Annotated in this window: 11 protein-coding genes and 1 pseudogene; 8 read left to right on the plus strand and 4 right to left on the minus strand. The window is 60.6% G+C overall.

Annotated features, from left to right (window positions below; genetic code table 11):
* Positions 1-2,102, minus strand: a pseudogene (locus tag Q0O99_RS10490) (hypothetical protein); the annotation flags it as partial.
* Positions 2,103-2,579: 477 nt separating this feature from the next.
* Here Q0O99_RS10490 and Q0O99_RS10495 point away from each other — a divergent pair.
* Positions 2,580-2,867 (plus strand): hypothetical protein, encoded by a 288-nt coding sequence (locus tag Q0O99_RS10495; RefSeq protein ID WP_293751299.1) that lies wholly within the window; start codon positions 2,580-2,582, stop codon positions 2,865-2,867.
* A 201-nt stretch (positions 2,868-3,068) separates the two neighbouring features.
* Here the strand turns inward: Q0O99_RS10495 and Q0O99_RS10500 are convergent, their stop codons facing one another.
* The 3 genes from Q0O99_RS10500 to Q0O99_RS10510 are packed head-to-tail and all read right to left on the minus strand — an operon-like array spanning position 3,069 to position 5,593.
* On the minus strand, positions 3,069-3,659 hold the full coding sequence (locus Q0O99_RS10500) for a 2-hydroxychromene-2-carboxylate isomerase (RefSeq protein WP_293751147.1): 591 nt from the start codon (positions 3,657-3,659) through the stop codon (positions 3,069-3,071).
* Positions 3,660-3,676: 17 nt separating this feature from the next.
* Complete coding sequence (locus Q0O99_RS10505; protein WP_293751149.1) at positions 3,677-4,426, minus strand: SDR family oxidoreductase; 750 nt, start codon at positions 4,424-4,426, stop codon at positions 3,677-3,679.
* A 9-nt stretch (positions 4,427-4,435) separates the two neighbouring features.
* A complete protein-coding gene (locus tag Q0O99_RS10510; RefSeq protein ID WP_293751151.1) occupies positions 4,436-5,593 on the minus strand; it encodes a saccharopine dehydrogenase NADP-binding domain-containing protein in 1,158 nt (385 codons plus the stop codon).
* Positions 5,594-6,284: 691 nt separating this feature from the next.
* Between Q0O99_RS10510 and Q0O99_RS10515 the strand changes: the two genes are divergently transcribed.
* The 7 genes from Q0O99_RS10515 to Q0O99_RS10545 all read left to right on the plus strand — a co-directional run bounded on the left by Q0O99_RS10515 (position 6,285) and on the right by Q0O99_RS10545 (position 13,214).
* Positions 6,285-7,064, plus strand: coding sequence for a dienelactone hydrolase family protein (locus Q0O99_RS10515; RefSeq protein WP_293751153.1), 780 nt, complete (start codon positions 6,285-6,287; stop codon positions 7,062-7,064).
* A 168-nt stretch (positions 7,065-7,232) separates the two neighbouring features.
* Positions 7,233-8,195 (plus strand): MBL fold metallo-hydrolase, encoded by a 963-nt coding sequence (locus Q0O99_RS10520; RefSeq protein WP_293751155.1) that lies wholly within the window; start codon positions 7,233-7,235, stop codon positions 8,193-8,195.
* A 163-nt stretch (positions 8,196-8,358) separates the two neighbouring features.
* Positions 8,359-9,354: an aldo/keto reductase gene (locus tag Q0O99_RS10525; RefSeq protein ID WP_293751157.1), complete on the plus strand. Its 996-nt coding sequence runs from the start codon at positions 8,359-8,361 to the stop codon at positions 9,352-9,354.
* Between the two features lie 105 nt (positions 9,355-9,459).
* Complete coding sequence (locus Q0O99_RS10530; RefSeq protein ID WP_293751159.1) at positions 9,460-9,723, plus strand: type II toxin-antitoxin system Phd/YefM family antitoxin; 264 nt, start codon at positions 9,460-9,462, stop codon at positions 9,721-9,723.
* Positions 9,724-9,726: 3 nt separating this feature from the next.
* A complete protein-coding gene (locus Q0O99_RS10535; RefSeq protein ID WP_293751161.1) occupies positions 9,727-10,176 on the plus strand; it encodes a PIN domain-containing protein in 450 nt (149 codons plus the stop codon).
* A gap of 61 nt (positions 10,177-10,237) precedes the next feature.
* Positions 10,238-11,428 (plus strand): FAD-dependent monooxygenase, encoded by a 1,191-nt coding sequence (locus tag Q0O99_RS10540; RefSeq protein ID WP_293751163.1) that lies wholly within the window; start codon positions 10,238-10,240, stop codon positions 11,426-11,428.
* Between the two features lie 139 nt (positions 11,429-11,567).
* Positions 11,568-13,214, plus strand: coding sequence for a crosslink repair DNA glycosylase YcaQ family protein (locus tag Q0O99_RS10545; protein WP_293751164.1), 1,647 nt, complete (start codon positions 11,568-11,570; stop codon positions 13,212-13,214).
* The last annotated feature ends 1 nt before the right edge of the window (position 13,215 follow it).

The following is a 13,215-nucleotide window of genomic DNA, read 5'->3' on the forward strand; positions in this document are numbered from 1 at the left end:
GCAAAAGCCTCAGACTTGTCGTTGGCGTCGCCCAAGCGGGTGTTGGAGCCGGCGGCCAAGATGATGTCCACGCCCTGCAGCTTGGTGGCCAGCAGACGCTCGTTGGCCAGCACCTGCAGATGAGACATCAAGATGATCTTGTTGACGCCTTGAGCAATCAAATCGTCAATGACTGGCTGCAGCTGCTGGGCCAGCAGGTCCATGTCGTCGCTGCGCACGCTGTCGTTGTCCTTGACCTTGGTGCCCGATGGGGAGGAAATCGACTCGAGCAGTTGGGTGGTCGCACCCACCAGGCCAATCTTGGCACCGCCTTCGGTGATGATGGCCGAAGGCGCAATCTTGCCCTTGAGGCTTGAAGCTTCTTCCAAACCGGCCGTGGCCAAGGTGTTGACAAAGTGAGGGTTCAATGCGCTGTCGGCAGCAAAATCAAGGTTGGCTGACAGGTAAACAAAGTCTGCACCGGGGCTGCCTGTACCAGGGCGGAAAGCGGCAGCCAATGCATTCGAGCCCAGGTCAAACTCGTGATTGCCCAAACCACTGGCGCTCACGCCAATCTTGTTGTGAATGGCGATGTCCAGAGCGCCAATCTCGATGTTGCCTCGGTTGCCGGGCACACCCAACACGCTGAGCAAGCTCGGATCTGTGCCCGCCGCCATGAAGGGTCCGGGGATGAAGTTGTCGCCACCGGCCAGCGTGATGCTGTGGACATAAGCGTCTTCGAACTTGTCGACCAGGGCTGCCAGCTTGGGCGCGGTGCTCGAAGCCAAAAGGCCCGCCTCGGCGTCGGCAAAGTGCAGCAGTTGCAGGGTGTAGGTGGTGTTGGTCAGCGCTGTTATTTGGTTGCTGGCCAAGGCATCTACCGTGGTGGCGCTCGTAACTTTGCTGGCCAATGCACTCAGGTTTTCCAGCGCCGAGACGCTGGCCGCTTTCATGGTGGCACCGTTGAAAGACACACCGCCTACCGAGGGTGTGGCTTGCGCAGCCAGGGTGTTGACCACGGTGTTGGCGGTGCTGGCAATTTGGCTGGCCGACAGCTGGCCGGTGGTGGCACCGGTCAAGGTGCTGGCCACTTGGGCAAAGATGCCGCTGGCGATTTCGTCGTGCTTGTCAACGCCTGCGCCAGCCGTTTGCTGCACCTTGACGGTCAAGCTGCTGACCATGGTGGCCACCATCACGCCGGCTTTTTGCAGATCGAGTGCGCCAGCCGTCCCGGCGGCGGCACCGGCCACGGGGTCCAGCTTGGTGAGGTCAACCTGGCCTTTGAGGGCCGACAAGCCCACGGCATCGAGCACCCGGTCTTGGGCGGCTGTGGCGCTCAGGCCGCTGCTTGTCATCAACTCGTTGACCAGTGTGGTCAGCGGCGTCACGGTGGTGGAGCCTGCGGGCGCTTTGAGCACGCCAGTGAAGTCGAGTCCGGTTGAAATGTCGCGGCCACCAATGGCCACGATCGGGCCATTGAGGCCCTGTGGCAAGGTGAAGTTGCCCTGTGCATCTGACACAGTGGAGGCTTCGCCTGTGTCAAGCTGGCCGTTTTTATTCAAGTCCACAAACACAGTGGCGCCGGCAATGTAGCCATCAATGAGCTTGCCTTTGGTGGTCAGCGCTTGAGCGTTGGAGCGGCCCGAGGCGGCGACAAGGCCCACGCCACCCAGCACCAGGGCCAAGGGCAGGTAAGGCGAGGATGCTGGTGCCGAAGCGACATCGCCAGCCGCAGGCGCTAGAGCCGCTGCACCGGAGGCCACAGAGCCACTGGCCGCTGAGGTGCTGCCCGCTTGCGCTACCCACTGGCCACCCGAGAGCGAGGCCAATTGCACAGGCTCTCCAGCAAGCGGGAGGCCGTCCAGGGCTTGCATGCCGGCCTGGGCAGCGAGCACCTCATCGGCAGCAGCGTCCAGCTCCTCAGCGCCCACTTGGCCAGCGTCGCTGTCCTGCGCCCATTTTTCTTCTGAGTCTGACTGCTCGCCTGGGCGTTTGGCCTTGCGTGGCTGCAAGCCCCATTTCGTGGCGTGGGCTTGAATGGCCTGCATCAAGCGCGCGCCTTCGGGGGGGGTGGTCGCAGCATTGAGGAGGGAAGAGCGCGTGTCAGCAGAAGTTTTGGACATGGAGAACCTTGTAAAAGTTTGTAAAAAATTTAAAGGCTCAACGTGACACCGCTGTGTCAAAGCGGACCAGCTCGCTGGACGCACATGAAAAAAATGGCTTGGTAGCAATTAGCAGTGCAGTGCAGGATTTAAGCAAACTTTTGCAAGCAGGTTGGCTGCATCAAATACGCGAAGCTTGTCTTCTGTAGACAGGATGGATGACCTGCCCACCTCAAAAAAGGTGGATTATGTTGAGGGCTGAGCCAGCTTTATCAACGCAGCCCCACTACAGAGTGGGCAGGTCAAGAGAAAGTTCACTGAGATCGACCTGGGCTTTGATGTTCACAAAGCGACTATCGCCGTGGGCACAGTCCTAGGGCTGCGCAATGCCCAGCGCTGCCGAGCGCTCGGTCGCCGGTTGCACGATCAAGCTCAACAAGGAGCCGGTCTAGGCATACGTGGAGTCCAGCGTGGTTCTCATGAAGAACATGATCGCCGATGTTGATGCCGACGCCCGCACTCTGGCGCACCGAATCGGCCAGTTACGAGCATCGCATCGATGGCCAAGATCGCCCCTCCGCATCTGATGGTGGTGTCGGCACCAATTACGCCGCACCTATCGTAGCCGACTGTATTTCACTTTGGCTTTCTCACTGGCCCGAAAAAACAAATGCAGACTTTTTGAGCGAATTAGACCAGTTGACGCGCCGCGTCGAACCGGTGTCGGCCTGCGCCAGTTGTGTGCCACATGGCTTGGCAAGCATGAAGGGCCTGAAGGCCTCATGAACCCTGGCGGTGGCTGGCACCGAAGCTCGAGCCCACTCAGCCCAAACGCCCGGGGCATATCCTGTGGGCGGGGCTGATCGCCCGCATCTGCGAAGTCTTCCGGCAGCTGTGCACGACCTGCGGTGGCCAGATGCGCGTGATCGCGCTCTTCACCTACAGCGCCGGCATTCGGCGCATTCTGTTGATCCTTGATCAAACGACTCAGGCCTTCAGTGCGGCCTTGACTTGCTCCATGCGGTCTTGGCCCCAGAACATGTCTTCGCCGACAAAAAAGGTGGGGGCTCCAAACACGCCGCGCTCCACGGCCTTCATCGTCACGGCCTTGAGTTGGTCTTTGGTGGCCTGTTCATTCGCCATGGCCAGCAAAGTCGCTGCGTCAAAACCGGCGTCGGTCAACACCTGCCCCACGGTGACCGGGTCGTTCAAATTGCGTGAGTCCACCCAAATCGCTTGGAACACCGTATCCATCAAAGTTTGCATGCGCGGGTCCTTGTGCATTTGCAAAGCGGTCACCATCCGCATCAGCGTGGTCGTGATGATCGGGAAGTTGGGATTCATGTTCAAGGGCACGCCATACCCATCGGCATAGCGCTTGAAGTCCACAAAGACATAACGCCCCTTGGCGGGCACGGTCATGGGCGATACATTGCCCGTGGCCTGAAACACCCCACCCAGCAGCATGGGCAGCAAGTTGGCCGAGGCCCCGGTTTCGGCGCACATTTTGGGCAACTGGGTGTGGGCCAAGTAGGCGGCCAAACTGCCAAAGTCAAAGTAAAAGTCAAAGGTTTTCATGGGTGTCTCCTGCGTTGTCAAAACTTTTCCATGTAGGGGCGCAAATCGAGTTCATGCGTCCAGGCGTCGCGCGGTTGCTGGTGGAGCATCCAGTAGGCTGCAGCAATGTGGTCGGGGTTCAAAATGCCGCCTTCGTCCTTGAGTGCGTAGCGCTGCGGAAATTGCGTGCGGATGAACTCGGTGTCGATCGCGCCGTCGATGATGGTGTGCGCCACATGAATGCCCATTGGTCCGAGTTCGCGGGCCATGCTTTGCGCCAGGGAGCGCAAAGCCATCTTGCCACCTGAAAAGCCGGCAAAGTGCGCGCTGCCTCGCAGCGATGCGGACGCGCCCGTGAAGATGATCGTGCCTTTGTGGGCCTGGCCGCTCACCGCCACGTTTTCTCGACTCACCATGCGCTTGGCCACTTCACGACCGGTGAGAAAGCCCGCCAAACAGGCCATCTCCCACATTTTGGTGTAGCGCCGCGCGGTCTCGGTCAAGATGCTGTTGGGCGAGTTGGCGCCGATGTTGAACACCATCACCTGGATCGGACCGATATGGGCTTCGATGTGCTCAACCAATCCGATCACATCGTCTTCATTGCGCGCATCGGACCCGAAGCCATGGGCCTCACCCCCGTCTTGTCGGATCTGCGCCAACAAGGGCGTTAATTTATCCAATGTTCGGCGGGTGGCGCAGACGGTGTAACCCTCGCGTGCGAAACGCCTGGCCACCGCACCCCCCGTGGCATCGCCTGCACCAATGACCAGACAAACTTTGGACATGGGAGCTCCTTATTCCACGCAAAACGTCAAGCCTGCATGGGCCTGCAATCGATCGATCAGTTGTTGACCCATGCTGGAGGCCGGCGTCCAGATGCCGCCGGGTGTTTGCGGGGCGTCTTGGAGCAGGCAGATGGCCGCTTCGCTGATCATTTTGGAGGTGCTGCCGTAGCCGGGGTCGCGGTCGCCTTGCACGCTCACGCGGCAGGTCTGACCCGCAGGGTTGTGCCCGATGAACAAAACATCGTAAGAGCCGGCATCGCGCTCCGCACGCGAGGGGCCTTCGCCCGGTTGCAGGACATCCGCACCGCTCATGCTTTTATCCGCAGCAATCGCCTCAGCCACAGCCTGGCCTTTGTCGCCCGGGCCAGTGATGACCATTTCGTCGTAGACAAAGTCTGCCCCCCAGGCTTGCTGGAGCAAAAAGTTGGAGCGGTGAACATTTCGGGTGTTGATGGTCGCCATCACAAAGGGGGCCACCCACACCTCCAGCACCTCATCGACCATCGGTTTGTGCGCGGTCGGCTGCTTGGGGCCGGTAAATCCAGGTGTCAAAGAGAATGGATTTTTCAGCAAGTCCAGCACGCCGGGTTGGCTGGCAGCGGCCGCCATGGTGGCCTTGAAGCTGGCCGCCGTGCCACCCGAAAAAGTCCCCTTCATCTTGCGAACACGGCCCCGCACACGCGCAGCAGGCGTGCCAAAACGCTTTTGCATCTCGCCTTGCAGCATCAACACCCCCAAATCAAAGGGAATGGAATCAAAACCACACGAGAACACAATTCGCGCCCCGCTGGCTTGCGCTGCGGCATGGTGCGCGTCGATCATCTGGCGCATCCAGGCCGGTTCACCACACAGGTCGACGTAGTCCACACCGGCCTCGGCGCAGGCTTTGACCAAGCCGCTGCCGTACAACTGATAAGGCCCCACCGTGGTCAAGACCAACCGGGTGCGGGCCATCAAAGCCTGCAGGCTGGCCGGGTCTTCGCTGTCGATCACCACCCAAGGCGTGTCTGCAGGGGCACCCACTTCGTCACGCACGGCAGCCAGTTTGCTGGCACTGCGCCCGCCCATGGCCCAGCGCAGGCCCGAAGATTGCTGGAGTAAGTATTCGATCACCAAGCGACCGGTAAATCCGGTGGCACCATGCACCACGAGGTCAAATTCTTTCATTCATGCTCTTTCATTCATGCACCAAGCAGGTCATGCCATCCCTGGTTCTTTTAAATACGTCAAAACAACAGCTGCGCTGTTGGTCTGGACCCTAAATTAATCCTATCACTTCATTTTGAAACGCAAGTCCCCAAAAGCAATTTCGGTGAGCCATTTCAATTTGAAGATGTCATGGAGAAGGCGAATGGCGTTGCGGCCTGAGCAGCTTTGCGATGAATACAAACGGCTCTCAGGGGCCGTTTGTGTGGGTGAATCAAAAAGCGTCGTGTTGGAATCGGCCACTCATGCTCTGGATTTACCTGTCCGTTTGAGAATCCGTTTATCGTTTGATGCGTCGTTTTAGTGTGGCTGATTTGCGTTTGCGCCGGCTCGGCCAAGCTGTATGCGTTGATAAATTCGCTTCCCTTTTGTGGGTGGCGGTCACCAAGAACTTTCTGGAGGCTTTTTAATGGCTGTTGCCTTACACCGCTTCAAAGCGTACAGAGTCCTTGCAGCCATGGTCTTCGTGACCACGGCGCATGCTCAATCCGATTGTCGGCCAGCACAAGCGGGCGTGGCTCAGTTGCTTGAAATTCGGCCTGGATTTCATCGGGTCCAGGGGCCATTGGCTGAGTTCGATCCTTGCCATCGATCCGTCCAATTGTCGATGCCGGGGTTTTTTGCGGACAAGCTGGCGGACAAGCCTCCCCTGATGATCATCGCGCACGGCGGCAATGGCCCCGGATCAGCCGAGCAGGAAATGGTTCGCCGTATGAATGCCCGTGGGGTGGCCACTTTGTTGTTTGATGCCTACGAGATGAACGGTTTTAAATACCGTGGCACCGCACTGTTTCTGACCGGAACCACCAATGAATCGCGCCAGCGCATGATCTTCAAATCCACCCTTGGGGCCTACCACTGGATTCGTCAAAATGACCGCGTTGACACCACGCGCCTTTTCATCCACGGACTGTCCAATGGGGGCAGTGTGGCCCTGAACATGGCCGCGGTGGTCGACCCCGCGCATGTCCGGGGCGTGTTCGCCGAGGGGGCGCCGTCGGCAGGCATCGGCATGCCTGATCAAATTCGGGTCCCACTGAAAATGGTGTTCGGCAAAATGGACAACTATGGCGGCAGGACCGAAGACGACTGGATGCACCTGCGCACCGACCCGTGTGTGGTCAATCAGCCCGCCGAAGGCGCAGCTGTGGGCACAGCCCAGCGCTGCAGTCTGCGGGTCAATCCAGCGTCGCAGGGGCTTTCGCCTTACCAGTGGGCAGAGCAACTCAAGGCGCAAGGCCAGCCGGTTGAATTCTGGTTCTACGATGACGCGGCGCACGGTTTGCTGGCGGGCGCGATCGATCGCGGCATGCGCACCTATGGTTCCGGTCCGACGGCTTCTCAACGCTATGGCTGGATTGGCGCGAGCTCGACAGCGGCCAACCGCTTTGCCGCAGATCTCATGGCGTCCATCAAGGCGAGCTATCCCTAGAGCCGATGGGCGTCGACAAGGCCGTGGTTTTCGTTCTGCAACAGGGCGGGCCCATCGGCGCATGTTGGAGCCGTCGAGGCATATCCTTGCAGCGACCATGGTCAATGGCGCGGACCCGGAGCATGGCCAGCACACAGCTTAAGGTATGGGCACTTTTTTGGAGAACCTATGCTGAACCGTCGTCATTTTCTAGGTGCTGGCATGGCCGGCGTCAGCGCGCTGACTTTTTCTTCTGTCTGGTCGCAAAACACCCCTCAATTGGGTCTCCCGGACTTGCCTGCTGTGGGTTTCAAGCGCATGAAACTGGGTGCCATGGAAGTCATTGCCCTGAACGACGGCGCATTGCGTCGTCCTTTGGGTCAGGAGTTTGTGCCCGCTGTGCCGCTCGACCAAATCAAGGCGCTGTTGGCCACACAAAATCTGCCCACCGATTACATCGATATTCCTTTCACCCCGTTCCTCCTGGTCAATGGCAACCAGCGCTACTTGTTTGACACCGGCTTTGCTGACAACGGCCCACCGACCACCGGCAAACTGCTGGGCAATCTGGCCGCTGCAGGTTACAAGCCTGAGGACATCAACAACGTGGTGTTGAGCCATTTTCATGGTGACCACATCAATGGTCTGCGTTTTAAAAATGGCAATTTGGTTTACCCGAATGCACGCGTGCATGTACCCGCCCCTGAGCACGCGTTCTGGACCGATGAGGCCCGCATCGCGGCAGCGCCCGCGCAGATGCAAGGCGCTTTTGGGGCCGTCAAGCGCGCCTTGACGGGGTTGACGTCAGACCAGTTGGTCAAGTTTGAGCCGGGCAGCACACTGGCCCCGGGCCTTCAGTCGGTGGCAGCGTTTGGCCACACACCGGGCCATACCTTGTTCACGGCGCGTTCTGAAGGCCAGTCGTTCGCCTACGTGGCCGACATCACCAACGTGCCGTCCTTGTTTGCACGCAACCCCGATTGGGCCGTGCTGTTTGACATGAACCCCGAGATGGCCCGGCAAAGCCGCCGCCGCATTTTCGAGATGCTGGTCAAGGAAAAAATGATGGCCGGTGGCTTTCACTTCCCGTTCCCCGCATTCGGCACGATCGAGCCATCGGGCAATGGCTACCAATTTGTGCCGGTAGCCTGATCCCTCGCCATCGTGCACGGCTCCTAAGCCCGGGCCGGACAGCCTGGGCTTTTTGTGTCCGTTTTGGACCGGGGAAAGGCCTGCACCCGGCTAATATTTGCCCATCGACAAGCCTTGCAAGCTCGTGGATGCCGCGCATTCGTTGTTTTTTGGAGATACCAATATGAAAACCACCACGCTGGGCAAAAGCCCCCTGAAAGTTTCCCGCCTGTGTTTGGGCACCATGATGTTTGGTGACCAGACACCTTTGGAAGATGCGCGAGCGATGGTGGCCGATGCGCAAGAAAAGGGCTGCAACTTCATCGACACCGCCGATGTGTACACCCTGGGCAAATCCGAAGAGATGGTGGGCCAAATCCTCAAGGGGCATCGCCAGCATTGGGTGTTGGCCAGCAAGGTCGGCAACCCGATGTCGAACCGCCCCAACCATCAGGGCTATTCGCGCAGCTGGATGTTGCGGGCTTGCGAGGACAGTTTGCGCCGTTTGGACACCGACCATCTGGACATTTATTACCTGCACCGCGACTACAACGGCATGAACCTGGAAGAGCCCTTGCGGGGCATCGAAGCCTTGCTGCGCGACGGCAAGATCCGTTATTGGGGCGTCTCCAATTTCCGGGGCTGGCGCATCGCCGAGATGGTCAACATGGCGCGCCAGATGAACATGCCTGGCCCGGTGGTGTGCCAGCCTTATTACAACCTCCTCAACCGCTTGCCCGAGATGGAAATTCTGGAAGCCTGCGGCCATTACGGCCTGGGCGTGGTGCCCTACAGCCCGATTGCACGCGGGGTGCTCACGGGCAAATATGCGCCCGGCCAGACGCCCGCAGAGGGCAGCCGTGCTGCCCGGGGTGACAAGCGCATTCTGGAAACCGAGTTCCGTGAAGAGTCGCTGCAGATTGCACAAACTTTGCGGCTGCATTGCGAACGCAAGGGCGTGTCGCTGGCGCACTTTGCCACCGCTTGGGTGCTGGCCAACCGAAATGTGAGTGCGGTCATTGCAGGCCCGCGCACGCTGGCGCAGTGGCAAGACTATGCGGGCGCACTGGATGTAGAGATCACCGCCGAAGACGAAGCCTTGGTCAACAGCTTGGTGGTCTCAGGCCATCCATCGTCGCCGGGTTACAACGACCCTTCTTATCCCGTGAATGGGCGCTGAAACCGACCTGTCTCTTTTCCTTTGACCGTCGCTGTAGGCAGCAGGGCCCATTGACAAGCCCCTTGAAATTCCTGTACAGTCTGTACATAAATCAAGGAGTTGGCCATGTCAGACGCCCCGCAATATGGACTCGAACAAGCCCGTGCACAGCTGCCGCTCATCGCCTCGGAGGCGGTGGCGGGCTACAGCACTGTGATCACGCGCCACGGCAAGCCGGTGGCGGTGGTGGTGCCGGTGGAACAGTGGCGCGACCAACAGGCTCGCTCGCTGAAGCAAGCGGGTGTCCTGGCCTTGCGTGGTTCGGGCCGTGGCCTTTGGCCGCAGGGTGCGGCTGCGTCTGTTGTCCAGCTGCGCGACGAGTGGGCCTGAGGGGTGGCGACCCGTGCCCGTGCTGCGGCGGCGCTTTGGGGTGGCCTGAGCGAAGGGGCCACGGTGCTGGTGGACACCGCGCCCTGGATTTACCTGCTCGAAGACCATGCCGAATTCGCGCCCCGTTTCCTGGGTCTGTTTGAAGCCGCAGAGCGTGGCCAGATCCAACTGGCCTTGAGCACCGTGACCTTGGCCGAAGTGCTGACCGGGCCTTTCAAGGCGGGCCAGACGGCCTTGGCTAAACGCTACGAGACGGCTTTGGGTGCTTACCAGGTGGTGCCTTTGTCGGCGGCGGTGGCCAGTCTGGCAGCACAGTTGCGGGGGCAATACCGCCTGAAACTTCCCGATGCAGTGCAGCTGGCCTCAGCGCTGCAGATTGGCGCTTCAGCCCTGGTCACGCATGACCGGGATTTTTCTTCGGTGCAGGGCTTGCCGGTGTTGATGGGCGCTTGAAGCACGCGCCTTCGATCAAGTGCTTGAGATTTGGAACTTGGGCTTGCCGCACAATGCCAGCATGACAAGCCAAGAGCACAAACAGGTGGTGGTCGCAGGCGGCGGCATTGGCGGCCTGGCCGCTGCAGCGGCGTGCGCCAGGCACGGCTTGCCGGTGCAGTTGCTCGAGCGTACCGCGCAGCTGAGCGAGGTGGGCGCGGGCATCCAGATCGGTCCGAACGTGACGCGCATTTTGCAGGCCTGGGGCTTGGGCGAGGCGCTGGCGCAGGTGGCGGCTTTCCCCAAGCAGTTGCAAGCGCGTGATGCCCAAACCGGGCAGGTGCTGGGCAGTTTGCGTTTGGGGGAGCGGGCGCAGGCCTTGTACGGCGCGCCTTACGCCACCATCCACCGGGCCGATTTGCAAAGTCTGTTGCACGGTGCCGCATTGGCCGAAGGCGTGCAAGTGCGTTTGGGCCACGCGGTGCATGGCTGGCGCGAGACCGCTGACGGTTTGGAGGTGAACACCGCTGATGGCGCCAACGTACAAGCCAATGCCCTGATCGGCGCCGATGGCGTGTGGAGCGCCGTGCGTCAGCAACTGCTGGGCGATGCCCCGGCGCGCTTTACCGGACATTTGGCGTATCGGGCGCTGGTGGCGCAGGCCGATTTGCCCGCACATTTGCGCTCAGATGAAGTCACCGTTTGGATGGGGCCGCGACTGCATGTGGTTCATTACCCGGTGCGCGGCGGGCAGTGGCTCAACCTGGTGGCCATCGTGCATGGCGACAAACCCGCGCAGGGCGAGGCTTGGGACAACGCTGGGCACACCCAGGCGCTCATGCAGGCCATGGGCGCGGTGGGCCGTGATTTGCACGAGCGCTTGGCATCGGTGCCGGCCTGGCGGCAGTGGGGGCTGCACGACCGTGCGCCTATGTCTGGTGCCCGCGAGATGGCCCAAGGCCGAGTGGCTTTGCTGGGTGACGCCGCGCACCCCATGCGACCGTATTTGGCGCAGGGCGCGGGCATGGCCATCGAAGATGCGCAGGTGCTGGCGCAGAGTCTGAGTGCAGGTGGCGCATCGGTGCCCGAACAACTGCGGGCCTATGCCGAGCAGCGCTGGGCGCGCAACGCCCGCGTGCAAGCACGTGCCATCCGCAACGGGCGCATTTTTCATGCCCAGGGCGCTGTGGCGCTGGGGCGTAATCTGTCCATGCGCTTCATGGGCGAGCGTGTGATGGATGTGCCTTGGTTGTATGCGGAGGCAACCAAGTGAATGGCGAGGCGCAAAAAAGGCCGGAGCATCGATCACTCCTGCCATGAACCAGCGGATTGAAAGGCTAATGTTGGTCTAACATTCAGCAGGCAGTGTCTGCTGAATCTCCCCGGCTTGCGTCAATTCCCAGAGGCATCACTTGATTCCAAATTCAGAATCCCTCACCGTCGAATTCAAAAGCGACCGCAAGCGCCTGTCGGATGCCGAGCTGGTCGAGGCCTTGGTGTGCCTGGCCAACACCGAGGGCGGCGAGCTGTGGCTGGGGGTGGAGGACGATGGGCAAGCCACGGGGCTGCATGTCGACCACATGGCGCTGACGGGTTTGGCGGGTATGGTCGCAGCGCGTACGTCGCCCGCCTTGCAAGTGGCGGTAGAGGCGCTGCAAGTGAACGGTGTGCCTGTTGCAAAAATCACCGTTTCCAAAGGGCAGGGCGAGGTGGCCACGCAGGCGGGTGTGTATGTGCGCCGCCGTATCAAGCACGACGGCACGCCCGAGTGTGTACCCATGCTGCCGCACGAGCGCATCAGCCGCGCCAGCAGTTTTGGCTTGGTGGATGTGTCGTCTCAACCGGTGGCGGGTTGCACCCTGGCCGACTTTGACCCATTGGAGCGCGAGCGCCTGCGCCAAGCGGTGCAGCAATACGGCGGTGACCGTGTGTTGCTGGAGCTGGACGACGAGGCCATGGATGGTGCACTGGGCTTCACACTTCGCCTGAGTGATGGCACACGGGTGCCTACATTGACGGGTTTGTTGTTGATTGGCCGCGAGTCGGTGCTGCAGCAGCGCGTGGCCACACACGAACTGGCTTTTCAGGTTTTGGCGCAGCAGGCGGTACGTTTCAATGAGTTTCGGCGCTTTCCTTTGCTCAAGGCGCTGGATTGGCTGGAGACCAACTTCCGCCCCTACAACCCCGAGCAAGAGTTGCAGGTGGGTTTGTTCCGCGTGCCGGTGCCGCTGGTCGACATGGCCGCTTTTCGCGAGGCCCTGGCCAATGCATTGATTCACCGCGACTACCACCGCATGGGCGCGGTGCATGTGCGGCTGGAGGATGAGGCCTTGGTGATCAGCAACCCCGGCGGCCTGGTGGATGGCGTGACGCTGGCCAACCTATTGGTGACAGAGCCGCGCCCGCGCAATCGCGCACTGGCCGATGCGATGAAGCGCATTGGCATTGTGGAGCGTTCTGGGCGCGGCGTGGACACCATTTACCGGGGCATGCTGAAGTTTGGTCGCCCAGCGCCAAATTACGGCCGAACCGATTCGCACAACGTGGTGCTGAGTTTGCCCACGGTGCCCGCCGATGTGGCCTTTCGCCGCATGGTGGTGGACGCCGAACGGAACCGCAATGCCGAGCTGCCCATTGATTCATTGATCGCTTTGGCCGCTTTGCGTGAGTTCAAGCGCCTGCCGGCCGATGCGCTGGCCAAACACATTCAGCGTGACGCGGCCAGCGCCAAGCGCACGCTGGAGGCGCTGACCGAAGCCGGTTTGGTTGAGGCGCACGGTAACACCCGTGGCCGCAGTTACACCTTGTCGGCAGCGGTCTACACCGTGGTGAGCGATAAGGCGGCTTACACCCGCCAGGTGGGCTTTGGACCCATTCAGCATGAGCAGATGCTGTTGAGCTATGTCCGACAGCATGGGCAGATCAAGCGGGCTGAAGTGATGGAGTTGTGTCGGCTGACGGAAGGGCAGGTTAAGCGGCTGTTACAAAGAATGCTGGCTGCTGGGAAAATTGTCATGCGAGGACAAGGAAAAACGACTGCCTATGTTGAGCCGGAGTGAC

It is taken from the genome of Limnohabitans sp. Rim8 (assembly GCF_945901735.1).
In the GTDB taxonomy this organism is placed as follows: domain Bacteria; phylum Pseudomonadota; class Gammaproteobacteria; order Burkholderiales; family Burkholderiaceae_C; genus Limnohabitans_A.